Origin of the sequence: Pseudomonas cimarronensis (genome assembly GCF_049331905.1) — a bacterium.
GTDB lineage: Bacteria > Pseudomonadota > Gammaproteobacteria > Pseudomonadales > Pseudomonadaceae > Aquipseudomonas.
This window is the reverse complement of the sequence record NZ_CP186283.1, coordinates 4,130,298-4,155,309: the sequence shown is the minus strand read 5'-3', so window position 1 is coordinate 4,155,309 and position 25,012 is coordinate 4,130,298. Positions and strand designations below refer to the sequence as shown.

The following is a 25,012-nucleotide window of genomic DNA, read 5'->3' as shown; positions in this document are numbered from 1 at the left end:
CAGCAGATCGTTGCCATCTCATGGGTGAGTTCGAGCTTATCCGTCAGTTCTTCGCCGCTGCGTCCTGTGCGCAGGTCGGTGAAGGTGTGGCGTTGGGCATAGGTGATGACTGTGCCCTGTTGGAGTTGCCGGCTGGCGAGCAGTTGGCAATCTCCACCGACACCCTGGTTGCCGGGGTGCATTTTCCCGATTCTGCCGATCCTTTCCTGCTGGGCCAGCGTGCGCTGGGCGTTTCAGTCAGTGATCTGGCTGCCATGGGCGCTACGCCTGTCGGCTTTACCCTGGCTCTGACTTTGCCCAGCGCGCAAGCGCGCTGGCTGGAAGCCTTTGCCCGTGGCCTGGACCAGATGGCCCAGCGTTGCGCCATTCGCCTGATCGGCGGTGACACCACCCGTGGCCCATTGAGTCTTACCCTGACGGTTTTCGGGCGTGTGCCCAGCGGTATGGCGCTGACCCGCAAGGGCGCGCAGGCCGGTGATCTGCTGTGTGTCGGCGGTGAGCTCGGTGATGCGGCAGGTGCCTTGCCGCTGGTGCTGGGGCAGCAGTGCGCTGATTCGGCGCAGGCCGCGGCATTGCTGGCGCGCTACTGGTCGCCATTGCCACAGCTGGCGTTGGGGCAGGCGTTGCGTGGCAAGGCCAGTGCGGCGCTGGACATCTCCGACGGCCTGCTGGCCGATTGTGGGCATATCGCCGCCGCTTCGGGTGTGGCGTTGTTGATTGAGCAGGCGCGGGTGCCGCTATCCGAGGCCTTGCGGACGCAGGTTGGCGATATTGAAGCATTGCAATGTGCGCTAAGCGGTGGTGATGACTACCGCCTGGCCTTTACCCTGCCGCCTGAGCATCTGGCGGATATGCAGCTAGCCGGTCTCCCGGTGCAGGTGATTGGCCGCGTCGCCGCCGGCCAGGGGGTGACCCTGCTGGACGCGCAGGGTCAGCCTGTAGAGCCGCCTCGGCGTGGTTATCAACATTTTGGAAGTGCCAGTGACTGATCATCCCAAACAAGTTCCCGCCGAGTTCGTGCCGCCTTCGGTATGGCGCAATCCCTGGCATTTTCTGGCCTTCGGCTTTGGTTCCGGCACGTTACCGAAAGCGCCAGGCACCTGGGGCTCGCTGGTTGCCCTGCCGTTTATCCCGTTGTGGCAGATGCTCCCAGACTGGGGTTACTGGCTGATGCTGGGCGTCACCATGCTGTTTGGCTTCTGGCTGTGCGGCAAGGTGGCCGACGATCTGCGCGTGCACGACCATGAAGGCATCGTCTGGGACGAAATGGTCGGCATGTGGATCACCCTCTGGCTGGTTCCTCACGGCTGGGGCTGGCTGCTGCTAGGCTTTTTACTGTTTCGCGTGTTCGACATCCTCAAACCCTGGCCGATTCGCTGGGTCGACCGGCATGTACACGGCGGTGTGGGCATCATGCTCGACGACGTGCTGGCGGGGGTATTTGCCTGGATGACCCTGCAGTTGATCGTCTGGGGCTGGGCGAATGGATTGGCGGCTGCGCTGGGCTGGTAACAAGGGAGGCGCGGTTGATGGGACGCTGCTGGGGCTGGGTGCTAGGGGCTGTAATGAGCGTGATCAGTTCGCTGGTCAGCGCGGCTGAGCCCACGCAGGTACGGATTGCCGCGGAAACCTGGCCAGGCCATACCGAGGCCGATGGCAGTGGTATGGCCTGGGACATTTTTCGCCTGGTCTTTGAGCCCGCGGGTGTGCAGTTGCAGGCCCAGCATGTGCCCTATACCCGTTCAATTGGCCTGGTTCAGCGCGGCGAGGCTGACGCCTGGGTGGGTTCTTACCTCAATGAAGTGCGGCATCAGGTGTTCTACCCGCGCTGGAACTATGACTTCGATGAGATCGTGGCCTTGGGCTTGAGCAGTGCCCCTGTGCCAACGCTGGACAACCTGGGATCGTTCCGCCTGGTCTGGGTGCGGGGTTATGAGTACCAGCGCTATTTGCCAAATTTGCACCAGTACCGCGAAGTGATTCGTCGTAGCGGTATCCTCGGCATGCTCGACCAGGGGCATGCTGATTTCTACATCGATGCCTTGGGTGAGGTCAGCGATATTCTCGCGACCTCGGCCGAGCCGTCACGCTATCGTCTGACCCCCTTGACCAACTTGCCGCTGTACCTGGGGTTTGCCGATACCCCCCGTGGGCGTGCCCTGGCGGAGTTGTTTGACCAGCGCATGGAGCTGCTGGTGGCCGATGGCAGCCTGCGGCCGATCTTCAAGCACTGGCAGCAGCCTTATCCCTTTGACTGATCCTTGCGAGACCACTGATGCGCGTGTTTAACCTGATCGCTACAAGCCTGTTGCTGTGCAGCGCCGTTGCATCGGCCGCCCCGCAGGTGCGAGTTGTTGGCCTGTTTCCCGGGGCTGCGGTACTGAATGTCGACGGCCAGCGCAAACTGGTCAAAGTGGGTCAGACTGGCCCGGCAGGCGTGGTGGTGGTCAGCGCGGACAGCCGTGGCGCGGTGTTGCGGGTGGATGGCGTTGAGCGCAGTTACAGCCTCAGCCGTGAATACAGCGATGGTTTTGCCGAGGCGCAGAAAAAGCAGCTGAGCATTGCCAAGGGCATCGGCGGGCACTACTGGATTGCCGGCTCGGTGAATGGTCATCCGATCCAGTTTCTGGTGGACACCGGCGCCACCTCGGTGGCGCTGAATGATGAGCATGCGCGCCGTCTGGGCATCGACTATCGCGCTATCGGCGTACCTTTGCAGGTCAGTACGGCCAGTGGTACTGCACGCGGCTGGCGGGTAAGCCTGGATCGGGTCAAGGTCGGTGAGCTGGAGGTACTGGGCGTTGAAGCCGTGGTGCTGGAAGGCGGCTCGCCTGCCGAGGCCTTGCTGGGTATGAGCTTTCTCGGTCGGGTTGGCTGGAAGGTGGAGCAGGATATGCTGGTGCTGGAATCCAAGTACTAAGAACCTTACGATCAGCTGCGCATCGGCCCTGCTGCGTTAAAAACAGGCTCAGAATGCTCATGTACAACAGTACACTCCGCTTCCTCGCCTGTTTTTGCCTTGTAGGTCTCTAGCTCGCAAGATCGAAAACGGATTCTGGGCTCGTTCGATTCTTATCATCAGTAATTCAGGCTAAGCGGCTGCCAGGGCCTGCTGTTACAATGCCGGCCTTATTCTTTCTGCCATTTATCTTTAGGAGCATCCGGTGTCCGTCGTGTTTGTCGCCGCCTCCCAACTGCCCACGCCCTTTGGCGTGTTCACCATGCATGGCTTCCTTGAAGAAGCCACGGGCAAGGAGCATGTTGCCCTGACCTTTGGTGATGTGGCCGATGGCGCGCCCGTACTGGGCCGTTTGCACTCTGAATGCCTGACCGGTGATGCGCTGTTCAGCCTGCGTTGTGATTGTGGTTTTCAGCTGGAAGCGGCCTTGCGCGCAATTGCCAGCGAAGGCCGCGGCGTGCTGCTTTATCTGCGTCAGGAAGGCCGGGGTATTGGCCTGCTGAACAAGATTCGCGCCTATGAATTGCAGGACGGCGGTGCCGATACCGTGGAAGCCAATGAGCGTCTGGGCTTCGGGGCCGATCAGCGCGACTATGCCATCTGCCTGCCGATGCTCGATCATCTGCGCATCAGCCAGCTCAAGCTGATGACCAACAACCCGCGCAAGGTCAAGGCGCTGGGTGATATGGGCATCAATGTGGCGAGCCGCGTGCCGCTGCAGATCGATCACAACCCGCACAACAAGAAATACCTGGCGACCAAGGCCGGCAAACTCGGGCATATGCTTGGCAGCCTGCACCAGGGCGAGGTCGAGGAAAGCCTGTGACGCGCGGCGAAGTGCGGCGTCGGCTGGCGCTGGAGTGGTGGCGGCAACTGGCCGTGACCCTGGCCCCGTTGTTTGTGCTTAACCTGCTGTTTGGTGCCGGTCAGCAGACCGGTTTGCTGACCATGCCGCTGTTTATCGCCGGCCTGGCTTCGATGTTCGTCAGCCTGCCGCTGTTCAGCGGCTACAAGCGCGCCCTGGTGGCCACGGAAAAAGCCCTCGACAGCCCGGCTGAGCACGATGCCTGGCTGGAACTGACCCGGGTACGGCGCCTGGCTCTGCTGGGGGCTGCGTTGCCGGCCTGGATCGCTGCCCTGGCAGTCTTCGCCGGGCTTGAGGCGATCCCGCTGATTCTGCTGGCGCTGTCCAGCATCGTTCTGCTGTACCTCTATCGCATCCCTCGCCAACTCGGCTGATGCGCGCGCTGATGCTCTGCATGCTGCTGTCGCTGGCCTGGCCGGTGGCAGCGGCTTCGCGGGTAGTCACCCTGGCGCCATCGCTGACCGAAATCGTCCTCGAGCTCGAGGCTGGCGATCTGCTGGTCGGGCTGCTGGATGGCGGTGAGCGACCTGCTGCGGTGAAACATCTGCCCTCCGTGGGTAATTTTGGCCAGCTGGAGCTGGAGAGCCTGTTGCAGGTGCAGCCTGACCTGGTGCTGCTGTGGCCGGACAGCATCAGCAGTGCACAACGTCAGCAGCTGCAGCGTCTGGATATTCCAGTGCTGGTGATCGAGCCGCGCAAGCTGGCCGACCTGGCCGGGCAATTTGTCGAGATTGGCGCGCGGATCGGCCGTCTTGAGCAGGGCCAGCGCCTGCAACAGCGCTTCAATCAGGGCCTGCAACAACTGAGTCAGCGCTATCGGCGCGAGCAGCCGCTGCGCTTGTTCTATCAGGTCTGGGATGTGCCGCTGTACACCATCGGCGGTCAGCAGATCATCAGCGATGCCCTGACGGTGTGCGGGGCGAGCAATATTTTTGCCGAGCTGAGCTTGCCCGCTCCGCAGGTCAGCGTAGAAGCGGTACTTGAGCGCAATCCCGAGGTGATTCTGGCCGGCGTACAGCAGCAGTTGGATGCCTGGCGCATCTGGCCGGGCCTAACGGCTGTCGAGCGCGAGCAACTCTGGCTGGTACCGGACAACGGCTTGGAACGGCCGAGTTTTCAGATGCTGGGGGCGATGGAGAAGTTGTGTGAGCGTTTGGCTTTGGCGCGTCCGCGAAACGCCAGCCACTGAGCCTCGGCCAGCCATCAAGTCTGGCCGAGGCAGATTCGCACTTAGAACTGCGGTGTCCAGGTAACGGAGACCAGTGCGGTACGGCCAGCTTCTCGGTAGACGCTGTATTGTGGTGGCCAGCCGGTGCTGTATTGCGCGCGGCTGTATTCCTTGTCGAAGACGTTCTCGACTTTCAGGCCAAGGGTGACTTCTTCCGTGGCTTGCCAGGCGCTGCGCAGGTTGAGTACGCCATGGCCGGCGATTTCACGCTGATTGGCGGCATCGTCGTAGCTGCGGCTGACTGCCAGCCAGCTTGCCCCGAGCGAAAATGCGCCGAACTGACGATCCAGATCGAGGTTCAGGGTGCGTTTGGCACGACGGCTCAGTACCTGGCCGGTCTCCCGGTCGCGCGGGTCGATGATGCTGACGCCCAGTTGTCCCTGCCAGCCGAACAGTTCCTGCTGCAGGCTGGCTTCAAAGCCATTGATGCGTGCGCTGTCGACGTTTTGTGCCGGCCACCCAGCAATTGCGTCGCGCAGGTCGGTGCGGTAAATGGAGGCTTCCAGGCGAGTCTTCTCGGCCAGTTGGCTGCGCCATTGCAGCTCATAGGACTTCGAGGTTTCTGGCTTCAGTGCAGGATTGCCGCCGCCCGGCCAGTAAAGATCATTGAAGGTTGGCGCACGGAACCCCTCGGCATACGAGAGAACCAGGTCATTGTCAGCGTTCAACGAATAAGTCAGCGCGCCGCTAAAGGTGTTGGCGCTGCCGAATTGCTCGTTCTTGTCATGGCGCAAGCCAAGCTCAGTGGCAAAACGCTCGCCACGGTAGTTGTGTTGAATGAGCAGGCCCTGATTCCAGCGGCTGTCTTCGTCGTACGCGGTATTGCTGTGCAGCGAGTCTTCATACCAGTCGGCGCCGGCAACCAGGCTGTGGCCGTTGCCAAAGTCGAGGGTGTTCAGCCAGGCGGCAGTGTCGCGGTAAGTGTTGAACGGGCTGCTGCCTTTGACGTCATCGAAACGTTCAGCCGAGCGGTTTTCGCTATGCCCCAGGTCAACGCGGCTCTTCCAGAGATCGTTCGCCTGCACTGCGAGAAAGCCGGAATAGCTGCTCACCTGGTAGTCGGCGTAGGGGTATTCGCCACCCCAGCCCATGTCGTATTCGCTCTCGCCGCGCTGATCCAGCACGCTGAACCCGGCTTCTACCTGTTCGTTGAAACGATGGCTGAGGTTGGCGCTGAAGGCATTGTTGCGGTATGCGTCACGGTCATTGTCGGGGGCTGCGCTGGCGTAGGAGCGGTTGATGCCTCGTGTATCGTCTGCACTGGCGTTAAGGCTGAAGCGGGTGTCCTGATTACCGCCCGACAAGCCGATGCTGCGCTCCCAGGTATTGTGTGTGCCGTAGCCGATACGCAGGCGTGGGGTGAGGCCTTCGCCGGCAGCGCGACGGGTGATGATCTGCACCACGCCGCCAATCGCATCGGAGCCATAGATCGCCGAACGCGAGCCGCGCAGCACTTCCACCCGTTCAATCTGCTCAATGCTCAGGTATTCCAGCGGCGAGCCGCCTGCTGATGCCGAGCCAATCCGCTGGCCATCAACCAGCACCAGGCTTTGCGCGGTCTTGGTGCCGCGAATGTACAGGCCGACGGTACTCCCGGGGCCGCCTGCTCGGGTGATCTGTACGCCAGGTACGCGTTGGAGCAGGTCGGCGACGCTGGAAGGCTGCAGGCGATCAATATCCGCGCGGGTGAATACACTGCTGGCGGCGCTGCTTTCACTGCGGGCCTGAGCGTCACGGTTGGCGCTGATCACGGTGTCTTCAAGCTTCAGCGCGGCTTCGCGCGAAGGCGTTTCGGCAAACGTTTGAGTGCTGGGCAGCAAGGCCACAGCCAGGGCAAGACGGGACAACTTCATCTAGAGAATCCTCAAAAGGTCGGGAGACTTTTGAGGAGGGCAGGGACAAGAACGGGCGTGCGCAGAGGCAGCCTGAGCTTGACGGTGATGCCCTCCGCAACACCAGTCGCATCCAGCAAGGCCGGTCTCCGGACTCTCGACGCGCGCTGCCTCGCCTTCCCGGATTGCTCCAGTGGCTTGTGAGGCAGTGTGCAGGGCTAGCCTGCGGTCGATTACCGTTGCGGGGGCAGTGCCGGGATGGCTCGTCATAAGCGCACCGGCTTCCCGTTTAACGCCGCTTCACAGATGAAGGGCGCACCTTGGCGGAAGTAAAACGCCGCGCACCTTAATGCGCGGTTACTGCAATTACAAGTGAGCGTCGTTCAGCTCGGGATCAATGGCGCTCAGCTGGCCAGGGTTGCCAGGCGCTGGCGTACGGCCGCTTCGATGCCTGCGGCATCCAGGCCGCATTCGGCGAGCATCTGCGCCGGTTTGGCGTGTTCGACGTAGTAGTCCGGCAGGCCCAGGTGCAGCAAGGGTTTGAGCAGGGCGGCATGGGCGAGGAACTCGCTGACCGCGCTGCCAGCACCGCCCATCACGCTGTTCTCTTCGATGGTCACCAGCAACTCGTGGCTGGCCGCCAGCTGTCTTACCAGGGCTTCGTCCAGCGGTTTGACGAAGCGCATATCGACCACCGTGGCGTCGAGTGCGTCGCCCACCTTGAGCGCTTCGCTCAGTTGCACGCCGAACACCAGCAGGGCGGTTTGCTTGCCCTGGCGGCGAATCACGCCCTTGCCGATTTCCAGTGGTTCCAGGCCTGGTTCGATGGCGGCATTCGGCCCGCTGCCACGCGGATAGCGCACGGCAGCAGGGCCATTGAACAGGTGGCCGGTGCTGAGCATGCGGCGCAGTTCGTTCTCATCGCTCGGCGTCATCACCAGCATGCCGGGGATGCAGCGCAGGTAGGAAATATCGAAGCTGCCGGCGTGGGTCGGGCCGTCTTCGCCGACCAGGCCGGCGCGGTCGATGGCGAACAGCACGTCGAGGTGCTGCACGGCCACATCGTGAATCAGCTGGTCATAGGCGCGCTGCAAAAAGGTCGAATAGATCGCCACCACCGGCTTGGCGCCGTCGCAGGCCATACCGGCCGCCAGCGTCACCGCGTGCTGTTCGGCGATGGCCACATCGAAATAGCGCTCGGGATAACGTTCGCTGAACGCCACCAGGTCAGAGCCTTCCTTCATCGCCGGGGTGATGCCGACCAGGCGCGGGTCTTCAGCGGCCATATCGCACAGCCATTTGCCGAATACGCTGGAGTACTTCGGCCCGCTGGCTTGCTTGGGCGCGGCCGGCGCGTTGATCGGCTCCAGCTTGGTGATGGCGTGATAGCCGATCGGGTCGGCTTCGGCTGGGGCAAAGCCCTTGCCCTTTTTGGTCACTACATGCAGAAACTGCGGGCCGTCGAGGTCGCGCATATTGCGCAGCGTGGCGAGCAGGGTGGGCAGGTCGTGGCCATCGATTGGGCCGACATAGTTCCAGCCCAGCTCTTCGAACAGGGTGCCGGGCACCAGCATGCCTTTGGCGTGTTCTTCGACCTTGCGCGCGATTTCCCAGGCCCCGGGCAGGTGCGAAAGGATCTTCTTGCTGCCTTCGCGCATGTTCGAATAGGTGCGGCTGGAGATGATCTTGGCCAGGTAGTTGGACAGGCCGCCGACGTTCTTCGAGATCGACATATCGTTGTCGTTGAGGATCACCAGCATGTTGGCGCCCACGTCGCTGGCGTGGTTCAGCGCCTCGAAGGCCATGCCGGCGGTCATTGCGCCGTCGCCGATCACCGCCACGGCCTTGCGCTTCTCACCTTTCAGGCGGGCGGCGATGGCCATGCCCAGGGCGGCGCTGATGCTGGTGCTGGAGTGGCCGACGCCAAAGGTGTCGTACTCGCTCTCCGAGCGGCGCGGGAACGCGGCGATGCCGTCCTTCTGGCGCAGGCTGCCCATCTGTTCGCGGCGACCGGTAAGGATCTTGTGCGGGTAGGCCTGATGGCCCACGTCCCACACCAGGCGGTCATCCGGGGTGTCGAAGACGTAATGCAGGGCCACGGTCAGCTCGATCACGCCGAGGCCCGCGCCGAAATGCCCGCCCGTCTGCCCGACCGTATACAACAGGTACTGGCGCAGCTCGTCGGCCAGAATTTCCAGCTCGGCTTCGCCCAGGCGGCGTAGCTCGTCCGGCGTATTGGCGCGGTCTAGAAGGGGCGTCAGCGGGCGCTCACGGGGAATCTCGTGGAAGGTCGTCGGCATCAGGCAGATCGTTATCGGTGTAAAAGATGCGGCAGTTTACCCGAAGCGCCGGAAACTGCCCAAACAAGGTTCGGGCAGACGGTTGTTACCAGGTGTCGATTACGCGTTTCCTGCCTTCGCGTGGAGCGGAGCTGGGCGCTGCATTGAGGCCACGCAGCAGCCAGGCGCGGGTTTCCACGGGGTCGATCACCGCATCGATCTCCAGGAAGCTGGCCATATTGATGCCCTTGCCATTCTCGTAAGCCTTGGCCACCAGCTTGTCGAACAGCTGCTGGCGTGCCGCCGGGTCCTCGACGGCGGCCAGTTCCTTGGCAAATCCCAGGCGCACCGCGCCTTCCAGGCCCATGGCACCAAACTCGGCGCTGGGCCAGGCGATGGTAAACAGTGGCGAATGGAAGCAGCCGGCGGCCATGGCCTGGGCGCCGAGGCCGTAGCCCTTGCGCAGCACCACGGTGAAAAACGGCACGGTCAGGCTGGCGGCGGCAACGAACATGCGCGAAACATGGCGCACCGTGGCCTGCTTCTCCGCCTCCGGGCCGACCATAAAGCCGGGGGTGTCGCACAGTGACAGCAACGGAATATCGAAGGCGTCGCACAGCTGCATAAAGCGCGCGGCCTTGTCGCCGGCGACCGCATCGATAGCCCCACCGAGATGCGCCGGGTTGTTCGCCAGCAGGCCGAATGGCTTACCTTCGATGCGGATAAATGCGGTGATCAGCCCAGGCGCAAACTCGCGGCGCAGTTCCAGCACGGAGTCCGTATCTGCGAGTGTGCGAATGACCTGGCGGATGTCATACACGCGCAAACGGTTTTCCGGGATCACGTGGCGCAACTCGCGCTGATCGGCGCAATCCCACTCGCTGAGCGCACCCTGGAAGTAGCTCAGGTACTGCTTGGCCACCTGCACCGCTGCGGCTTCATCGGCTACCCGCACGTCGATAACGCCATTGGGGCCCTGCACGCTGACCGGGCCGACCTGTTCCGGTTTGAAGCTGCCCAGGCCGCCGCCTTCGATCATCGCCGGGCCGGCCATGCCGATGGTGGCGTCGTCGGTGGCGATAATCACATCGCAGCAGCCGAGCAGTGCGGCGTTGCCGGCAAAGCAGCGCCCGGACACCACGCCTACCAGCGGCACCAGCCCGGAGAGCTTGGCCATGCCGACAAAGGTGTGGCAATCCAGCCCGGCCACGCCGACGAAATCGGTATCACCCGGCCGGCCGCCGCCACCTTCGGCAAACAGCACCAGCGGCAAGCGCCATTGCGCGGCCAGGCCGAGCATGCGGTCGGTCTTTTTGTGGTTCATCACGCCCTGGGTGCCGGCGAAGACCGTGTAGTCGTAGGCGATGGCCATGCAGCGCGCGGCCTGGCTGCCGAACGCCTCGGCGTTGACCGTGCCGGTGCCAGCCACCAGGCCATCGGCCGGGCTCTGTTCGATCAGCTCTGCCAGCGAACGCCTGCGCCGTTGGGCGGCAATCGCCAGCGCACCGTATTCACTGAAGCTGCCGTCATCCAGCAGGTCCGTCAGGTTCTCGCGCACCGTGCGCTGGCCGGTCTTGCGCCGTTTGGCCACGGCTTGCGGGCGGCCCTCGTCGCGGGTCACGGCATGGCGTTCGAGCACTTCGGCCAGGTCCGCACGGATATGCTCAAGGTCCAGGCTCTGTTCGCTCTGGCTGGCGGCGGCGTCGACCTCGGCGGGTTCGATAAACAGCAGCGGCTGGCCTTCATTGAGTGCGCTGCCGATCTGCACGGCCAGTTGGCGGACGATGCCACTGTCGCTGGCGGTGACGACAAACTCCATTTTCATCGCCTCCAGCACCGCAATGCTCTGGCCGACCGCCACCGCATCGCCTTCGGCCACCTCCAGGCTGACCACCACGCCGGTGCTGTGGGTCAGCAGGGGCAGGCAGCCGGGTGGTGCATCCTGTATCTGCTGTGCGTCTTGGCTGGCCGCCTGCGCACCGGCAAAGAAGTGGTGTGGATGGGCCTGGTGCTGGGCGGCCAGCAGCTCGCTTAGCTGGCTTTCGACAAAGCGTGTGGTCAGCTGATAGCTCGTCACTTGGGGCAGGCGCAGCAGGTTTTGCAGCAGGTGCAGGTTGCTCGCCACGCCTTCCAGGCGAAATTCGCACAGGGCGCGGTAGGCGCGGCGCAGGGCGCTGGGGTAGTCCGGCGCATGGGCGATCAGCTTGGCCAGCAGTGAGTCGTAACTGGGACTGACCGGGTAGCCGGCATAACCGTAGCCATCCACGCGCAGGCCGGGACCGCTGGGCGGCTGGTAGGCCGTCAGGGTGCCGGCGGCCGGGCGGGTACTGCCATCGGCACTCATGCTTTCCAGGTTGATGCGCAACTGCACCGCGCTGCCGTTCAAGGCCGGAGGCTGCAGCAGGCCCAGTTGTTCCAGCGACTGACCTGCGGCCAGCTTGAGCTGGGTGTGCAGCAGGTCGATGCCGGTGACCTGCTCGGTGACGGTGTGTTCGACCTGAATGCGCGGGTTGGCCTCCATAAAGTAAAAGCGCTCGGGTTGTTCGGCATCCAATAGAAATTCGAAGGTGCCCAGGCCTTGGTATTTTGCTGCTCCGGCCAGTTTTAGTGCGGCGGCGATCATCCGTTCGCGGGTGGCAGCGGGGAGGTCCGGGCTGGGGGCGATTTCCACCAGCTTCTGCTGGCGGCGTTGCAGGCTGCAGTCGCGCTCCCACAGATGACTCACCGCCCCCCTGCTGTCACCCAGTACCTGAATCTCGATATGCCTGGCCTGGCTGACCAGTTGCTCGATATACAGCGCGTTATTACCGAAGGCGCTTTGCGCCTCGGACTGGCAGCGGGCAAAGGCTTCGTCCAGATCACCGGCACTGAATACTGGGCGCATGCCACGGCCGCCGCCGCCGGCCAGGGCCTTGAGCATTACTGCGCCATGCTCGGCGAGAAATTCGTGGGCTTCATCCAGGCTGATCGCTCGATTGATCCCGGCCACCAGCGGTACGGCGCAGCGCTCGGCCAGCTCGCGCGCTGCGGCCTTGTCGCCAAACAGGTGCAGCGCCTCGCTGCTGGGGCCGACAAAGCACAGCCCGGCGGCCTGGCAGCGGCGGGCGAATTCGGCGTTCTCCGCGAGAAAGCCGTAGCCCGGATGCACGGCATCGCAGCCCAGCGCCTTAGCAATCTCGATCAGCTGGTCCATATCCAGGTAAGCCGCTACGCCACGGCCTTTGAGGGCTACTGCGCTGTCGGCCTGGCGCACATGCAGGGAGGCAGCATCGTCTTCGGCGTAGAGGGCCACCGAGCGAACGCCCAGCTCACTGGCGGCGCGGGCGATGCGGATGGCAATCTCGCCGCGGTTGGCGATCAGCAGGGCGGCGAAGGGCGCAGTTGTAGAGGGCATGGCGGCTCCAGATTTTTATTCTGCAGCCATCTTAGGCGTTCGGCAGGAGAGGTAAACCAAGCCTCAGTGCGCGTAAGTTGGGGTATTTGTCTGGGTGATGATCGACGGGGCCTGGGTGGCCCCTGCTGTCGTAGCCGCAACAATAGCGGTACAGCTCGCCGCTAAAGCGCCTCCCACAGCGTGCGTGGCGCGGTTTAGCTGCGCCGTTCGACGATATACCGCGCCAGATCGCGCAGCGGCTCAGCCGCCTGGTCGAATGGGCGCAGGGCATGCAGGGCCTGGTCGCGCAGTTCCAGGGCATAGGCCTTGGCCGCGCCGAGGCCGAGCAGGGCTGGGTAGGTCGGCTTGTCGTGGGCCTGGTCTTTGCCCTGGGTCTTGCCGAGGGTAGCGGTGTCACTTTCCACGTCGAGGATGTCGTCCTGCACCTGAAACGCCAGGCCGATGGCGCGGGCATAGGTGTGCAGGGCTTTCAGGGCATGTTCGTCGGCACGCTCGCTGGCCAATGCGCCGAGCTGCACGCTGGCTTCGATCAGGGCGCCGGTCTTGTGCCGATGCATGACTTCCAGGGCGGCTTGGTCGAGCTGCTGGCCTACCGAACCGAGGTCGATGGCCTGCCCGCCGACCATCCCGGCAGGGCCAGCCGCACGGCTCAGGGTGTTGAGCATGGCCAGGCGCAGTTCGGCGTTGTGCGGGTTGTGCTTGGCATCGCTGAGCACTTCGAAGGCCAGGCTTTGCAGGCCGTCGCCGGCAAGAATTGCGCAGGCTTCATCGAAGGCTCTGTGGGTGGTTGGCTGGCCCCGGCGCAGGTCGTCATCGTCCATCGCCGGCAGGTCATCGTGGACCAGCGAGTAGGCGTGAATCAGCTCTACTGCGCAGGCCGCCGCGTTGGCCCGCTCGGGCTGGCCGCCGAGGGCTTCACAGGCAGCGTAGGCGAGCAGCGGGCGCACCCGTTTGCCGCCATTGAACAGGCTGTAGCGCATGGCGGCGTAAAGACGCTCAAGCTCCGGGCGCGGGCTGTGCAGCAGGTCTTCCAGGGCGGCATCGACGCGGCTCTGGCAGCTGTTCTGGTAGGCCGCAATCATGCCTGTTGGTCCGCGTCGAAGGGGGCTTCCTCCAGCTCGCCGTCGCGCTCCATAAGGATCTGCACTTTCTGTTCGGCCTGGGCCAGCGCGGCTTGGCAATCACGGGTCAGGCGCACGCCCTGCTCGAAGGCGGTCAGCGAGTCTTCCAGCGACAGCTCGCCGTTTTCCAGACGTTCGACCAGGTTCTGCAGATCGGTCAGGGATTGCTCGAAGTCGAGCGCGGCTTTTTTGCGGGCGGCCATGGCGGATATCTCGGGGTGGATCGGGGAATTGGAACCGGCGCGACACTAGCAGAGCAGGGCCGGACGGGCAAATCAGCGGCTGGTATCTGGGCTTGTGGGAGGTGCTCGAACCGTGACAGCCGTGCGCCGCTAAAGCGCTTCCCACAGGCTTGCTGGCCTGGTCGGTTGTCAGCCAATCACGCCATAACCGCGCGCCATTAGCGCCGCCAGTAATGGGATGGCCAATAGCAGCAACAGTTCCAGGCGAATCACCATGATCACCAGGCGTGCCTGGCGGGCGCTGACCTGCGGCACTTCGCCGGCCTTGAGGCTGTTGCGCCAATTGAGGAAGACAAAGGTCGGCACCACGGAGATCAGCCCGACCAGAATAAACAGGCCAACCTTGGCGTGAAACAGGCTGTTGCCCAGATAGTAGTCCAGGCCCTTGCCGTACCAGAGCACGCGTGCCAGGCCGGTAAACAGCACCAGCCCGGCACTGATGCCATAAGCGATGTCGGTGATGATCAGGCTGCGGGCGCGGCGCAGGTCCAGCGGCAGTTTGAATTGCACATGCTCGACGCTGAGCAGGGCGAACAGCACGAAAATCGACAGGTAATGCAGGTAGGCAGCCAGTGCTTGGCCCATGTTGGAGTCCTTTCTCTGGGATTAGTGGGCGAATTCAACCCGGTTACGGCCATTGCCCTTGGCCTGATAAAGGGCCTGGTCGGCGCGGTTCATGGTGGCGGTCGGGGGCTCCTGAGGGGCGCGCAGGGCTGCACCGATGCTAATGGTTAGGTGCAGCGGCTGATTGTCGGTCTCCACTGGCTCCTTGCTCAGGCTACTGCGAATCCGTTCGGCAATCTGCAGCAGCTCATGTTCGTCATGCACCTGCAGCAACACCACGAACTCCTCACCGCCGCTGCGTGTCACCACATCCTGCGGGCGCACGGCGGCACTGATGCGCCGGGCGGTTTCCCACAGCACCTGATCGCCGGCGGCGTGGCCGTGGTTGTCGTTGACCTTCTTGAAGTAATCCAGGTCGCAGAACAGCACGCCGAGGCTCAAGCCCAGTTCGTCGGCCTGCTGCTGGTGCCTGGGCAGGAAGTGATCGAGGCCGGCGCGGTTCCACAACTGGGTCAGTGGGTCGAGCATGGTCTTGCGCTGTTCGCGGCTCAGCGCCGCACGCAGCTGTTCGGTCTGTGCGCTAACATGGCGCAGCTTCAGGTAGCCTTCCACCAGCACGGCCATGTCGGTAAACAGGCGCAGCTGCTTGTCCGTTAGCTGCCGCGGGACCGGGTCGATCAGGCACAGGGTACCGAGTGCCTGGCCTTCTTCGGAGAACAGCGGTTGCCCGGCATAGAAGCGGATCTGCGGGTTGTTGACCACCACCGGGTTGTCGTGGAAACGCAGATCGTTATGGGTGTCTTCGACGATAAACGGCTGGGTGCCGAGAATCGCGTGGGCACAGAAGGAGATGGTCCGCGGGGTTTCGGTGATATCCAGGCCGATACGTGACTTGAACCACTGGCGGTCATGGTCGATCAGGCTGACCAGCACGGTCTTGACCGCGAAGACCTCGCGCACCACCCGTACCAGGGTATCCAGATAGGCGTCAGCGGGGGTGTCGAGCAGTTCGTTGTCATCGAGAATCTGCTGGCGCAGGACTTCATCGCAGGGCATTTCAGGGCTGAGCATAAGGGGCTCCTGATTGGCTGGGGGCGAACCATTGGTCGGCACGGGTCAGGCGGTAAGCATAGCCACCCAGGCACAGGCCGCGTAGCGCCATAAAAGTCAGTAGAGCCAGCCACAGGCCGTGGTTGCCCAGCGCCTGTAGCCACCAGGCCAATGGCAGGCTTAGAAATAATGCCCAAAGCATGGCATTACGCATTTCACGAGCGCGGGTAGCGCCGATAAACAGACCGTCGAGCAGGTAGCTCCAGACCCCGATCAACGGCAGCAACGCCAGATAGGGCAGGTAGGTCAGGGCCGTGCTACGTACTGTGGCGATGTCGGTTTGTAGGCCGACAAACCAGTGTCCGCCGAGCCAGAAGAAGAGGGCAAAACCCAGGCTCGCCAGCAGTGACCAGGCCCCCGCCACCAGCATGCTACGCCGCAGCGCCTGGCGATCCCCAGCGCCCAGCGCATGCCCGCCAAGCGCCTCGACGGCATGGGCCAGCCCGTCCAGGGCGAAGGCGCTCAGCATCAGACCATTGATCAGCAGAGCGTTGGCCGCCACTGTGGTATCACCTAGGCGGGTGCCTTGTACGGTAATGAGGAAAAAGGCCGCTTGCAGGGCCATGGTACGAATAAAAATATCGCGATTGACCGCCAGCAGAGGCCGCCAGTTCTGCCATAGCCGCAATGCGGGCCAATTGATGCGCCCAGCCTGGCGCTTGATTGTCTGGCGCGCCAGATAAAGGCCGAGCAGTGCCCCGCTCCATTCCGCCAGTACCGAGCCCCAGGCTGCGCCCGCCACTTCCCAACCCAGGCCGAGGACGAACAGCAACGTCAGGGCCACATTCAGCAGGTTGGTGCCGAGCATGATCAGTAACGGCCCGCGGGCATTTTGTGTGCCGAGTAGCCAGCCGACCAGGGCGTAGCTGGCCAGCGCGCCTGGCAGGCCGAAGAGTCGAATATGCAGATAACTGCGAGCCAGGACGTCGAGCTGCGCCGAAGGCTGCATCAGTTCCAATAGCGGTGCGCTGAGCAGGCGCATCAGCAGGCTCAGCGCCAAGGCCAGCACGCCGCCTAACAACAAGGCTTGCAGCAACACCTGGCGCAGCGCGCTGCCGTCTCTGCGGCCCGCTGCCTGGGCGGTAAAGCCCGTGGTGCCCATGCGCAGAAAACCCACGCTGCCAACCAGCAAACCGTAGAGGCTGGCGCCCACCGCCACGGCGGCCAATTGGTGGGCGTGCGGCAAGTGGCCGATTACCGCACTGTCGACCAGCGCCACCAGCGGTACCGAAAGGTTGCAGAGGATCATCGGTGCAGCCAGTGCCCAGACCCGTTTGTGGGTCGGCGTGTGCTGCCAGGCGTCGCGTACGGCGTTTATCAAATGCGTTCTCGAACTAGCTGGGAATGGCTGCAACAAAATGCGCAGGCGCGTGTCACAGGCGGGGTATTAAACACTGATCGACAGGCGTGCGCTGCTGAGCAATTTTGCATGTGTACGCGTAGAACCTGTTTACGGTCTCGCGAGCTAGAGCCCTGCAAGGCAAAGGCAGGCGAGGACGCGGAGTGTACGAGTTGTACATGAGCATCCGAGCCTGGCTTTAACGCCGCAGGGCCGACGCGCAGCAGATCGTTAACAGGTTCTTAGTTGTCGGTGAGCGCCTCGACTATAGTGTCAGGCCTCTGCATCTACCCTTGTTGGAGCCCCGCAATGCCGAAGAATGGACTGCTTCTGGCACTTGTCCTGAGCCTGCTCAGCGCCTGTGATTCATCCACCCCGGTGCCCGCCGAAGTGACGGCCACCCAAGCCACCCCCAGCACCAGCGAGACGGCCAAGGCGCCGGTTGACCGCGAGGCGTTGGCCCAACGCTACGCCGGCCGTGAACTGACCGTGGTGGATGTGTCGGAGGTTCAATTGGACGGGGCTAGCACCCTGTCGATCAGTTTTTCCGTACCGCTCGACCCCGAGCAGAAGCTCGCCGAGCGCCTGCACCTGGTCGACAGCAAAAGCGGCAAGGTCGACGGCGCCTGGGAACTGACCGACAACCTGATGGAAGTGCGCCTACGTCACCTGGAGCCGCAGCGCAAACTGGTGCTGACTGTAGATGCCGGGCTGCTCGGGCTGAATGGCAAGCGCCTCGCCGCCGAGCAGGTGACCCGCCTGGAAACCCGCGACCTGCAAGCCAGTGTCGGCTTCGCCAGCCGTGGCTCGTTGTTGCCGACGCGTCTGGCCGAAGGCCTGCCGGTGATTGCGCTGAATGTCGACAAGGTGAATGTCGAGTTCTTCCGCATCAAACCCGAATCGCTGCCGGCTTTCCTCAACCGCTGGGGGCGGTCGAGCAATCTGGACAACTGGGAAGCCCGCAGCCTGCTGCCGATGGCCGAGCTGGTCTACGGCGGCCGCTTTGACCTGAACCCGGCGCGCAACACCCGCGAAACCCTGCTGCTGCCGATTGCCGGCCTGGAGCCGTTCAAGCAGCCCGGTGTGTACCTGGCAGTGATGCGTGAAGCGGGCAGCTACAACTACTCGCAACCGGCTACGCTGTTCACCCTGAGTGATATCGGCTTGTCTGTGCACCGTTACCAGAACCGTATGGATGTCTTCACCCAGGCCCTGGCCGGTGGTGATGCCCTGGGCGATGTACGTCTGGAAATCCTCAACGCAGAAGGCCAGGTGCTGGCCGAAGGCAAGACCGACGGCGCCGGCCATGGCGAACTGCCGCTGCCGCCCAAGGCTGAGGTGCTGTTGGCCCATCAGGGTGAACAGACCAGCCTGTTACGCCTGAACACCGCCGCGCTGGACCTGGCCGAATTCGACATCGCCGGTCCTGTTGCCCATCCGTTGCAGTTCTTCGTATTCGGCCCGCGTGACCTCTATCGCCCCGGCGAGACCGTGCTGCTCAATGGCCTGCTGCGCGATGCCGATGGCCGCGCGGTAAAAGCCCAGCCGGTAAATGTTGAAGTGCGTCGCCCGGATGAGCAGGTCAGCCGCAAGTTCGTCTGGCAGGCTGATGATGCCGGCCTCTATCAGTACCAGCTGCAACTGGCCGATGAAGCGCCAACCGGCCGCTGGCAGTTGCTGTTCGACCTCGGCGATGGCCGTCAGCAGCTGTATGAATTCTCCGTGGAAGACTTCCTGCCAGAGCGCATGGCCCTGGAGCTCAAGGGCAGCGATGTGCCTTACAGCCCGGCAGAAAATGCCCAGTTCGACGTGACCGGGCGCTACCTGTACGGCGCGCCGGCAGCCGGCAATCGCCTCAGCGGTCAGCTCTATGTGCGTCCGCTGCGTGAGGCTGTGGCGAGTTTGCCGGGCTATCAGTTCGGCTCGGTCACCGAAGAAGAACTGAGCGAGGACATCGAGCTGGATGAAACCAGCCTCGACGAACAGGGCAAGGCCAGCCTGGATATCGAAAGCCGCTGGAGCGATGCCAAGTCGCCGCTACGTCTGATCCTGCAAGCCAGCCTGCAGGAGTCCGGCGGCCGGGCGATTACCCGGCGGATTATCCAGCCCGTCTGGCCAGCCGAGCGTCTGCCCGGCGTGCGTGGCTTGTTTGATGGCGAAGAAGTGGACGCCGACAGCCTGGCCGAGTTTGAAGTGCTGGTGGCCGATGCCGAGGGCAACAAGCTTCCCGCCGATCAGCTCAGCGTGCGCCTGATCCGTGAGCGCCGTGACTACTTCTGGAACTTCTCCGAGAGCGATGGTTGGAGCCATAACTACACCGAGAAATTCCTTACCCTCAACGAAGAAACCCTCAAGGTCGCCGCCGGTGGCACCGCCAAGATCAGCTTCCCGGTGGAGTGGGGCCCGTATCGTATTGAGGTGATCGACGGCCAGACCGGCCTGCTCAGCAGCCTGCGCTTCTGGGCCGGCTACCGCTGGCAGGACAACGCCGACGGCGGCGCAGTGCGTCCGGATCAGGTCAAGCTGGCGCTGGATAAACCGGCGTATGTCGATGGCGATACGGCCCAGGTCACCGTCACCCCGCCCGCTGCGGGCAAGGGCTACCTGATGGTGGAGTCCAGTGAAGGCCCGCTGTGGTGGCAAGAGGTAGACGTACCGGCGGAAGGCAAGACCTTCGACATCCCGATTGCCAAGGACTGGGCACGCCATGACCTGTATGTCAGCGCCCTGGTGATTCGCCCCGGCGAGCGCAAGAGCAATGCCACACCTAAACGCGCGGTCGGCCTGCTGCATCTGCCGCTGGAACGTGCGCCGCGCAAACTGGCGCTGACCCTCACTGCAGCAGAAAAAATGCGTCCCAACCAGCCGCTCAAGGTCAAGGTGCAGGCGCGCAATGCTGACGGCAGCATCCCGAAACAGGCGCAGGTGCTGGTGGCGGCGGTGGATGTCGGCATCCTCAATATCACCGACTACGCCACGCCGGATCCATTCGCCAACTTCTTCGGCCGCAAGGCTTATGGCGCGGATCATCTGGATATCTACGGCCAGTTGATCGAAGCCGGCCAGGGCCGGGTGGCCAAACTGGCCTTCGGTGGTGACGCGGCGCTGGCCGGTGGCGGCAAGCGTCCGGACACCAGCGTGCTGATCGTCGCGCTGCAAAGTGAGCCGCTGAAACTGAACGAGCAGGGTGAAGGCGAAGTCAGCCTGGCGATCCCTGACTTCAACGGCGAGCTGCGCTTGATGGCGCAAGCCTGGACCGACGAGCATTACGGCATGGGCGAAGGCAAGACTGTGGTCGCTGCACCACTGATTGCCGAGCTGTCGGCGCCGCGCTTCCTCGCCGGGGGCGATGAAACCACCCTGGCCCTGGACCTGAGCAACCTGTCCGGGCGCGAGCAGAAACTCGATGTGCAACTGAGCGCCGAAGGCCAGCTGCGCCTAGCGCAGAACCCCGGCGCGGCGGTGGCGCCGATCACCCTTGCGGATGGTCAGCGCACCATTCTGCGTATCCCGGTCACCGCGCTGGGCGGCTATGGGCAAGGGCGCTTCAAGGTCAGCGTCAACGGCCTGGCCCTGCCCGGTGAAGACCTGCCGCCGTTTAGCCGTGAGTGGACCCTGGGCATTCGCCCGGCCTACCCGGCGCAACTGCAGCACTTCCGCGCGGTGCTGAAAGACGAAGCCTGGCTGCTGCCTGCCGATGCTTTGAGTGCTTTTGAAACTGCTGGTCTGGAAGCGCGTCTGGCGATCTCCAGTCGGCCGCCGCTCAACCTGGGCGAGCAGATTCGTGCACTGAAAGCCTATCCCTATGGCTGCCTGGAGCAGACCACCAGTGGTCTGTACCCGTCGCTGTACGCCGATGCCGCCACGCTAAAACGCCTGGGCGTGGAAGCCGAGCCGGATGAGCAGCGCAAGCGCTCCATTGAGCTGGGCATCGAACGCCTGCTGAGCATGCAGCGCTACAACGGCAGCTTCGGTCTGTGGGGCGCGGACAGCGATGAGGAGTACTGGTTGACCGCCTACGTCAGCGACTTCCTCCTGCGTGCCCGCGAGCAGGGCTTCGGCGTGCCGGAAGAGGCGCTGAAAAAGGCCAATGAACGCCTGCTGCGCTACCTGCAGGAGCGCCAGCTGATCGAGGTCAACTACAGCGACAACGCCAACCACAGCCGCTTTGCCGTGCAGGCCTACGCCGGTTACGTGCTGGCGCGCAGCCAACAGGCGCCGCTGGGTGCCTTGCGTAGCCTGTATGAACGGCGCAGCGATGCACTGTCCGGCTTGCCGCTGGTGCACCTAGCCGTGGCGCTGCAGAAAATGGGCGACCAGCCGCGTGCCGATGAGCTGCTGACCGCCGGCCTGGCCCGTGGTCGTGAGAGCAATAACTGGCTGGCTGACTACGGCAGCCCGCTGCGCGACCAGGCGCTGATTCTGGCGCTGCTGGAAGAGCACGACCTGGCCGGCAACCGCCGCGAAGAGCGGCTGTTCAACCTGGCTGACGAAGTGGCCGGGCAGCAGTGGCTGTCGACCCAGGAGCGCAACTCGCTGTACCTGGCCGGGCGTAACCTGCTGAGCAAGCCGGAGCCAAACTGGAGCGCCGCCCTGCAAAGCGGCAGCCTGGCCTTTGACCTGAGCAATGCCCAGCCGGGGCTCAAACTTGATGGCAGCGACCTGGCGGCGCCGTTGAGCATTCGCAACGTGGCGAGCAAACCGGGCGACACGCCGCTGTACCAGCAGCTCACCCTGTCCGGCTACCCCAGCCAGGCCCCCGCCGCCGGCGGCGAGAACCTCAGCATCTACCGCGAATACCTGGGCATGGACGGTCAGCCGCTGGACCTGAGCAATCTGCAAAGTGGCGAGCTGGTGCTGGTGCACCTGGCGGTATCTGCCCAGCAGCGCGTACCGGACGCCCTGGTGGTCGACCTGCTGCCGGCGGGCCTGGAACTGGAAAACCAGAACCTGGCGCAAAGCTCGGCCAGCCTGGATGACGCCAGCAGTGCGGTGAAAGCGTGGCGTGAGTCGATGCAGAACGCGGCGATCAAGCACCAGGAGTTCCGTGGTGATCGCTACGTTGCCGCGCTGGACGTCAACGGCTACGACACCACCCACCTGTTGTACCTGGCCCGCGCCGTCACCCCGGGCAGCTACCGCGTACCGCCACCGCAAGTGGAGTCGATGTACCGACCGAACTGGCAGGCCCTAGGAACCACGCCGGGGCGTTTGATCGTTAAAGAACGCTAGAACGCACAAGGCCCGCCAGATTGGCGGGCCTTGTTGTTTGGCTTAACCGATTAGGCCGCCGAGCAACCACAACCCCAGTACCAGCCAGATCACCCCGGCAATGATCGAACGGCGGATAAAGGCACGTACAGCCAGGTACAGCAGCCACAGGCCGGCCACCAGCACCACGATGCTGAGCAATGATGGCGTCACCCCCAAGGCCTTGGACATGCCCGTGATAAAGCTGCTGACCGCACCACCGAGCAGGCCGAAAAAGCCGCTCAAACCTTCGACAATAAAGCGGATCACCGAGCCAACCGCTTCGCCCAGGGATTCAAAAAAGCCTTCTACACCCATAGTTCTCGTTCCACTCAACGCTGCATGGATTGCTGCTGCGCGCCAGTGTGCCAGTGATTTGGCAGAATGGCAGCGCTGCTGGCCGTTTGTCAGTACAGCATCGCGATACAAGGAATGGCTCCGCGCATGACCCGCGTTAACCTGTTTTACCAGCGGCTTGTTGTGATCTGCCGTCAGCACCTCTGGCCGCTGTTGCGGTGGCCCTGGCTGGCGCTGCCGTTGGCCTTGCTGCTGGCACTGCTGGCGGCCGACCGCCTGTTTCCGTTGCCGCTGCCGGGGGATGACCTGGCCCGCGTGGTGCTGGCCGAGGACGGTGCGCCGCTGTGGCGCTTCGCCGACCAGGATGGCGTATGGCGTTATCCGGTCAGCCCCGGTGAGGTGTCGCCCTATTACCTGGAGGCGTTGCTGACCTACGAGGATCGCTGGTTCTATCAGCACCCCGGGGTCAACCCGCTGGCGCTGGGCCGCGCGGCCTGGCAGAACCTCAGTGGCGGGCGCGTGCTATCCGGCGGCAGCACCCTGTCGATGCAGGTGGCGCGTCTGCTCGACCCGCATGCACGCAGCTACAGCGGCAAGCTCAAGCAGTTGTGGCGCACGCTGCAGCTGGAGTGGCACCTGTCCAAGGATGAAATTCTCACCCTCTACCTCAATCGCGCGCCGTTTGGCGGCACGCTGCAAGGGCTGGCGGCCGCCAGCTGGGCCTACCTGGGTAAATCACCGAGTCAACTGACCCGCGCCGAAGCGGCATTGCTCGCGGTGCTGCCGCAGGCACCCAGCCGTTTGCGCCCGGATCGTCATCCCGAGCGGGCGCAGGCCGCACGCGACAAAGTGCTCAAACGCCTGGCCAGCTTCCAGATATGGCCGCAAGCGGCGATCAACGATGCGCTGGAAGAACCGGTGCTGCTGGCGCCGCGTCAGGAACCGCGGCTGGCCCCATTGCTGGCACGGCGGCTGAATACGGCGGGCAGCCCACCACTGATTCGCACGACGCTCGATGCCGCCTTGCAGCGCCGCCTGGAAGACCTGCTGCTGGGCTGGCGGGCGCGGCTGCCAGAGCGCACTTCGGCGGCGATTCTGGTGGTCGAGCAACCCAGCATGGCGGTGCGCGCCTACCTGGGCTCAGTGGATATCGGTGATGCCAAACGCTTTGGCCATGTCGACATGATCAACGCCGTGCGCTCGCCGGGCTCGACGTTGAAGCCCTTTCTCTACGGTATGGCGTTGGATGAAGGGCTGATCCATTCCGAATCGCTGCTGCAGGATGTACCACGGCGTTATGGCGATTATCGACCGGGCAACTTTGCAGCCGGCTTCAGCGGCGCGGTGTCGGCCAGTGAGGCGCTGGCTACCTCGCTCAATCTACCCGCTGTGCAACTGTTGGAAGCCTACGGACCGAAGCGTTTTGCCGGCGAGTTGCGCAGTGCCGGCGTGCCCTTGCTGCTGCCGCCGCTGGCCGAACCTAACCTGGCGCTGATTCTCGGCGGCGCCGGCAGCCGGCTGGAGGAACTGGTCAGCGGATACAGCGCCTTTGCCCGCAGCGGCATGGCCGCACGGCTGCGTTTTCAGCCACAGGATGGGCTGCATGAGCGGCGTCTGCTGTCGCCTGGCTCGGCGTGGATCGTGCGGCGAATTCTCAGCGGCCAGGCGCGACCGGACCGTGATCCGCGCGCGCAACTGGTGCAGCGTCCGAGCCTGGCCTGGAAGACCGGCACCAGCTATGGCTTTCGTGATGCCTGGGCGATTGGCGTGGCGCCGCGTTACCTGATCGGCATCTGGATCGGCCGCCCTGACGGCACCCCGGTGTCCGGGCAGTTTGGCCTGGCGTCGGCCGCGCCACTGCTGCTGCAAGTGCATGATCTGCTGGTCAACCGCGACAGTCAGCGTGGTATTGCCCTGCCGATAGACCCGCAGCCGGCCTCGGTCGGTGTGGCCGCCATCTGTTGGCCGCAGGGTCAACCGCTCGACAGCCACGACCCCAACTGCCGGCGTCAGCGCTTTGCCTGGACCCTGGAGGGGACTACGCCGCCGACCTTGCAGGCGCGGGATCAGCCGCTGGGCCTGGGCTTGCAGGAAACCTTCTGGGTCAATGCCCTGGGCCTGCGTGTGGACGTCAGTTGCCCGGGGGCTCGCGTGCAGCATCTGGCGCTGTGGCCGGCACCGCTAGAGCCCTGGCTGCCACGCCGCGAGCGGCGCAGTGCGCGCCTGCCGGCGGTGGACCGGCAATGCCCGCCGCAACAGGTTGTCGCCAGTGCGCCGTTGTCGATTGTCGGGGTGCGCGAGGACGATCGTTTGCGCCGCCCGGCCGGCAGCGTTGAACCGCTGCGCTTGCGTCTTTCGGCCCTGGGCGGCAGTGGCCGACGCTGGTGGTTTGTCGACGGCCAACCGGTAGCGGAAACTACGGCCGAAGCTGTGCTGAGCCAGAGCTTTGCGCGGGTCGGTCGCTATCAGCTCAGTGTGCTCGACGAGAGCGGCCAGACCGCCAAATTGAGTTTCAGCCTGTCCGATTGAGGT

General features: G+C 63.8%; 18 protein-coding genes and 1 riboswitch. Of the genes, 9 read left to right on the top strand and 9 right to left on the bottom strand.

Annotation, left to right across the window (positions count from 1 at the left end; genetic code table 11):
* The first annotated feature begins 20 nt into the window (after positions 1 to 20).
* The 7 genes from thiL to ACOCLD_RS19365 all read left to right on the top strand — a co-directional run bounded on the left by thiL (position 21) and on the right by ACOCLD_RS19365 (position 5,013).
* Entirely contained in the window at positions 21 to 989 is a 969-nt protein-coding gene (gene thiL / locus ACOCLD_RS19395; protein WP_422910339.1) for a thiamine-phosphate kinase, read from the top strand.
* Positions 982 to 1,512, top strand: coding sequence for a phosphatidylglycerophosphatase A family protein (locus tag ACOCLD_RS19390; RefSeq protein ID WP_233685989.1), 531 nt, complete (start codon positions 982 to 984; stop codon positions 1,510 to 1,512). Before thiL ends, ACOCLD_RS19390 begins: the two co-directional genes overlap by 8 nt.
* A gap of 53 nt (positions 1,513 to 1,565) precedes the next feature.
* A complete protein-coding gene (locus ACOCLD_RS19385) occupies positions 1,566 to 2,258 on the top strand; it encodes a substrate-binding periplasmic protein (protein WP_422910338.1) in 693 nt (230 codons plus the stop codon).
* 17 nt (positions 2,259 to 2,275) lie between these two features.
* Positions 2,276 to 2,920, top strand: coding sequence for a retropepsin-like aspartic protease family protein (locus tag ACOCLD_RS19380; RefSeq protein ID WP_422910337.1), 645 nt, complete (start codon positions 2,276 to 2,278; stop codon positions 2,918 to 2,920).
* Between the two features lie 244 nt (positions 2,921 to 3,164).
* Positions 3,165 to 3,785, top strand: a complete 621-nt coding sequence (ribA, locus tag ACOCLD_RS19375; protein ID WP_233685986.1) for a GTP cyclohydrolase II — start codon at positions 3,165 to 3,167, stop codon at positions 3,783 to 3,785.
* On the top strand, positions 3,782 to 4,198 hold the full coding sequence (locus ACOCLD_RS19370; protein WP_257777808.1) for an MFS transporter: 417 nt from the start codon (positions 3,782 to 3,784) through the stop codon (positions 4,196 to 4,198). Before ribA ends, ACOCLD_RS19370 begins: the two co-directional genes overlap by 4 nt.
* Complete coding sequence (locus ACOCLD_RS19365; protein ID WP_422910336.1) at positions 4,198 to 5,013, top strand: cobalamin-binding protein; 816 nt, start codon at positions 4,198 to 4,200, stop codon at positions 5,011 to 5,013. Before ACOCLD_RS19370 ends, ACOCLD_RS19365 begins: the two co-directional genes overlap by 1 nt.
* A 41-nt stretch (positions 5,014 to 5,054) precedes the next feature.
* On the opposite strand, the gene ACOCLD_RS19360 is transcribed toward ACOCLD_RS19365, so the two are convergent.
* The 8 genes from ACOCLD_RS19360 to ACOCLD_RS19325 form a co-directional block, all read right to left on the bottom strand.
* The gene (locus ACOCLD_RS19360) at positions 5,055 to 6,905 is read right to left on the bottom strand and encodes a TonB-dependent receptor domain-containing protein (RefSeq protein ID WP_422910335.1); all 1,851 of its coding nucleotides are present in this window, start codon (positions 6,903 to 6,905) and stop codon (positions 5,055 to 5,057) included.
* 102 nt (positions 6,906 to 7,007) lie between these two features.
* Positions 7,008 to 7,222, bottom strand: a riboswitch (cobalamin riboswitch).
* A 66-nt stretch (positions 7,223 to 7,288) separates the two neighbouring features.
* Complete coding sequence (gene dxs / locus ACOCLD_RS19355; RefSeq protein WP_422910334.1) at positions 7,289 to 9,184, bottom strand: 1-deoxy-D-xylulose-5-phosphate synthase; 1,896 nt, start codon at positions 9,182 to 9,184, stop codon at positions 7,289 to 7,291.
* Between the two features lie 85 nt (positions 9,185 to 9,269).
* Complete coding sequence (locus ACOCLD_RS19350; protein WP_422910333.1) at positions 9,270 to 12,557, bottom strand: carboxyl transferase domain-containing protein; 3,288 nt, start codon at positions 12,555 to 12,557, stop codon at positions 9,270 to 9,272.
* Positions 12,558 to 12,751: 194 nt separating this feature from the next.
* Positions 12,752 to 13,639, bottom strand: a complete 888-nt coding sequence (locus tag ACOCLD_RS19345) for a polyprenyl synthetase family protein (protein ID WP_422910332.1) — start codon at positions 13,637 to 13,639, stop codon at positions 12,752 to 12,754.
* Entirely contained in the window at positions 13,636 to 13,881 is a 246-nt protein-coding gene (locus ACOCLD_RS19340) for an exodeoxyribonuclease VII small subunit (protein WP_090255704.1), read from the bottom strand. The genes ACOCLD_RS19345 and ACOCLD_RS19340 overlap by 4 nt, the downstream gene beginning before the upstream one ends.
* Positions 13,882 to 14,049: 168 nt before the next feature.
* Positions 14,050 to 14,505, bottom strand: coding sequence for a DUF2214 family protein (locus ACOCLD_RS19335; RefSeq protein WP_422910331.1), 456 nt, complete (start codon positions 14,503 to 14,505; stop codon positions 14,050 to 14,052).
* 21 nt (positions 14,506 to 14,526) lie between these two features.
* Positions 14,527 to 15,555, bottom strand: coding sequence for a sensor domain-containing diguanylate cyclase (locus ACOCLD_RS19330; protein ID WP_257777801.1), 1,029 nt, complete (start codon positions 15,553 to 15,555; stop codon positions 14,527 to 14,529).
* Positions 15,542 to 16,912 carry an MATE family efflux transporter gene (locus ACOCLD_RS19325; RefSeq protein WP_422911849.1) on the bottom strand — a complete coding sequence of 457 codons (1,371 nt, stop codon included), beginning with the start codon at positions 16,910 to 16,912 and terminating at the stop codon, positions 15,542 to 15,544. The genes ACOCLD_RS19330 and ACOCLD_RS19325 overlap by 14 nt, the downstream gene beginning before the upstream one ends.
* Before the next feature lie 330 nt (positions 16,913 to 17,242).
* Between ACOCLD_RS19325 and ACOCLD_RS19320 the strand changes: the two genes are divergently transcribed.
* A complete protein-coding gene (locus tag ACOCLD_RS19320) occupies positions 17,243 to 22,165 on the top strand; it encodes an alpha-2-macroglobulin family protein (protein ID WP_422910330.1) in 4,923 nt (1,640 codons plus the stop codon).
* A 42-nt stretch (positions 22,166 to 22,207) separates the two neighbouring features.
* Here ACOCLD_RS19320 and ACOCLD_RS19315 read toward each other — a convergent pair whose 3' ends face one another.
* Positions 22,208 to 22,501 carry a hypothetical protein gene (locus ACOCLD_RS19315; RefSeq protein ID WP_233685972.1) on the bottom strand — a complete coding sequence of 98 codons (294 nt, stop codon included), beginning with the start codon at positions 22,499 to 22,501 and terminating at the stop codon, positions 22,208 to 22,210.
* Positions 22,502 to 22,627: 126 nt separating this feature from the next.
* Between ACOCLD_RS19315 and pbpC the strand changes: the two genes are divergently transcribed.
* Positions 22,628 to 25,009, top strand: coding sequence for a peptidoglycan glycosyltransferase PbpC (gene pbpC / locus ACOCLD_RS19310; protein WP_422910329.1), 2,382 nt, complete (start codon positions 22,628 to 22,630; stop codon positions 25,007 to 25,009).
* The last annotated feature ends 3 nt before the right edge of the window (positions 25,010 to 25,012 follow it).

Bases quoted from the DNA above. Each gene is read 5' to 3' on its own strand.
- thiL (WP_422910339.1), top strand. From the start codon at position 21: ATGGGTGAGTTCGAGCTTATCCGTCAGTTCTTCGCCGCTGCGTCCTGT.
- ACOCLD_RS19385 (WP_422910338.1), top strand. From the start codon at position 1,566: ATGAGCGTGATCAGTTCGCTGGTCAGCGCGGCTGAGCCCACGCAGGTA.
- ACOCLD_RS19380 (WP_422910337.1), top strand. From the start codon at position 2,276: ATGCGCGTGTTTAACCTGATCGCTACAAGCCTGTTGCTGTGCAGCGCC.
- ACOCLD_RS19365 (WP_422910336.1), top strand. From the start codon at position 4,198: ATGCGCGCGCTGATGCTCTGCATGCTGCTGTCGCTGGCCTGGCCGGTG.
- ACOCLD_RS19360 (WP_422910335.1), bottom strand. From the start codon at position 6,905: ATGAAGTTGTCCCGTCTTGCCCTGGCTGTGGCCTTGCTGCCCAGCACT.
- dxs (WP_422910334.1), bottom strand. From the start codon at position 9,184: ATGCCGACGACCTTCCACGAGATTCCCCGTGAGCGCCCGCTGACGCCC.
- ACOCLD_RS19350 (WP_422910333.1), bottom strand. From the start codon at position 12,557: ATGCCCTCTACAACTGCGCCCTTCGCCGCCCTGCTGATCGCCAACCGC.
- ACOCLD_RS19345 (WP_422910332.1), bottom strand. From the start codon at position 13,639: ATGATTGCGGCCTACCAGAACAGCTGCCAGAGCCGCGTCGATGCCGCC.
- ACOCLD_RS19340 (WP_090255704.1), bottom strand. From the start codon at position 13,881: ATGGCCGCCCGCAAAAAAGCCGCGCTCGACTTCGAGCAATCCCTGACC.
- ACOCLD_RS19335 (WP_422910331.1), bottom strand. From the start codon at position 14,505: ATGGGCCAAGCACTGGCTGCCTACCTGCATTACCTGTCGATTTTCGTG.
- ACOCLD_RS19330 (WP_257777801.1), bottom strand. From the start codon at position 15,555: ATGCTCAGCCCTGAAATGCCCTGCGATGAAGTCCTGCGCCAGCAGATT.
- ACOCLD_RS19320 (WP_422910330.1), top strand. From the start codon at position 17,243: ATGCCGAAGAATGGACTGCTTCTGGCACTTGTCCTGAGCCTGCTCAGC.
- ACOCLD_RS19315 (WP_233685972.1), bottom strand. From the start codon at position 22,501: ATGGGTGTAGAAGGCTTTTTTGAATCCCTGGGCGAAGCGGTTGGCTCG.
- pbpC (WP_422910329.1), top strand. From the start codon at position 22,628: ATGACCCGCGTTAACCTGTTTTACCAGCGGCTTGTTGTGATCTGCCGT.